This window comes from Bacillus sp. JJ722, assembly GCF_036963345.1.
In the GTDB taxonomy this organism is placed as follows: Bacteria; Bacillota; Bacilli; order Bacillales; family DSM-1321; genus Bacillus_AD.
Map to the genome: position 1 here is coordinate 1 of NZ_JBALMO010000056.1, position 1,687 is coordinate 1,687.

Genomic DNA, 1,687 nt, shown 5'->3' on the forward strand with positions numbered 1-1,687 from the left:
CTTGTTTAGTTTTCAAAGATCATTTTTTCAAAACAGCTTTTTGATTATATCACCAAACTATTTTTGTTGTCAACAACTTTTTTTGTTGTTGTTCATTGTCGTTTAGAAGCGACCTTATTAATATAGCATTCACACCTTAAGGTGTCAATAACTTTTCCAGAGAAAAATTATTTGTTTTGCTTTATGTTTTCAATTCGCTTCGCCTTAGCGACTTGTTATACTTTATCACCGATTATACTATTGGTCAATAACTTTTTTAAAAAAAGTTCAAGAGATTTTATACAATCGATGATAAAGATCGTTTCCTTTTGTTTGAACAAGTACGACATCAATGATTCCTTTATCAACTAAGTATTCAACTAATACTACAAGATCAACAGAATAAAATTTCAATTCAGGATGATTCATCATATCAGCAATCGTCCATGGCTCTGATTTTGAAGCTAGAATATGTGTAAAATGCTGTATTCCTACATTAGTTCTTGAATATATTAAAAACTCACTTGCTAAAAATAAAAGTTCCAGCCTTTTCTCTAACGATTCTTCACTCATAATTAACTCTTCATACAATTTATATATTTGCGGCTCAATATGTCTCACTTGTTCCCAAACGGTTACTTCTGGATAAAATCCACTATTAATAATCTCAAGACGCGCTAAATGATGTAAAGAGTGAACCATATGATTATATGCATCGAGGTAATGTCCTGTGTCAAATGATGATTTTCCTTGAACATACCTTTTTACAAGTCTAGCAAAAGCAAGTCCTTGCTTTAATCTCCTTCCATTAAAAGGGAAATCATGAATTTCACGCTTTAACTCTGCAATATTTTCATTACGATCAAAGATGATTTTACCGTTATGTAACCATTCTGTTAATCTGTGACTACTTCCAAGTAGCAGCCATTCTTCTACCTGTTGCATACTCACTATATGAAGCGAAGCTTTCTTGTCTTTATAAGAATAATGCTTAACTTGAACAGGAACTTCATCACTTTCTGTAATGACTAGCAATGTATAATCAAAAGAATCTGTAATATCAGAAGTAAAATCTTTCTTTTCAATTAACAGAATTCCTAATGTGGATGCTGAGCTCGCTCTTTCTTGATATATAGAACGCAAAATATCCTCCATAATACAATCCCTCCAAATTTTCTTACTAAGTTTTATGTTTCGACATTGCTATTATAAATCCTTTATTAACTTTCAACAAATTTCGACATTCTATCTTCCTCTAAGAATATTTCCATAATATTCATTGGATAAATATGTTATATTAATAATTCAAGGGAGGGATAATTGTGGCAAAATATTCGAGTAAAATTAATAAAATTCGCACTTTTGCATTAAGTTTAATTTTTGTTGGATTCATCGTGATGTATGGGGGAATCTTCTTTAAAAGCTCTCCTATTATAATGACAATCTTTATGTTGCTTGGCTTACTTTGTATTATTGCTAGTACCGTTGTTTACTTCTGGATTGGGATGCTATCAACAAAAAGCGTCCAAGTTATCTGCCCTAATTGTCAAAAGGTTACTAAGATTTTAGGTCGTGTAGACATGTGTATGTATTGTAATGAACCATTAACATTGGATAAGAATCTGGAAGGAAAAGAATTTAACGAATCATATAATAAAAAAAGAAGCTCTAATCTAAATTAACAACTGCGGAGAGCGCCCGTTCAACG

At 31.4% G+C, this 1,687-nt stretch carries 2 protein-coding genes; one reads left to right on the top strand and one right to left on the bottom strand.

Annotation, left to right across the window (positions count from 1 at the left end):
* Positions 1–267: 267 nt before the first annotated feature.
* On the bottom strand, positions 268–1,134 hold the full coding sequence (locus V7014_RS08400; protein ID WP_335506093.1) for a nucleotidyltransferase-like protein: 867 nt from the start codon (positions 1,132–1,134) through the stop codon (positions 268–270).
* A gap of 167 nt (positions 1,135–1,301) precedes the next feature.
* Here V7014_RS08400 and V7014_RS08405 point away from each other — a divergent pair, with 167 nt between their 5' ends.
* Positions 1,302–1,661 carry a YgzB family protein gene (locus tag V7014_RS08405; RefSeq protein ID WP_335506095.1) on the top strand — a complete coding sequence of 120 codons (360 nt, stop codon included), beginning with the start codon at positions 1,302–1,304 and terminating at the stop codon, positions 1,659–1,661.
* Positions 1,662–1,687 lie beyond the last annotated feature (26 nt).

Excerpts from the sequence above, each read along its gene's own strand:
- V7014_RS08400 (WP_335506093.1), bottom strand. The coding sequence starts at position 1,134 with ATGGAGGATATTTTGCGTTCTATATATCAAGAAAGAGCGAGCTCAGCA.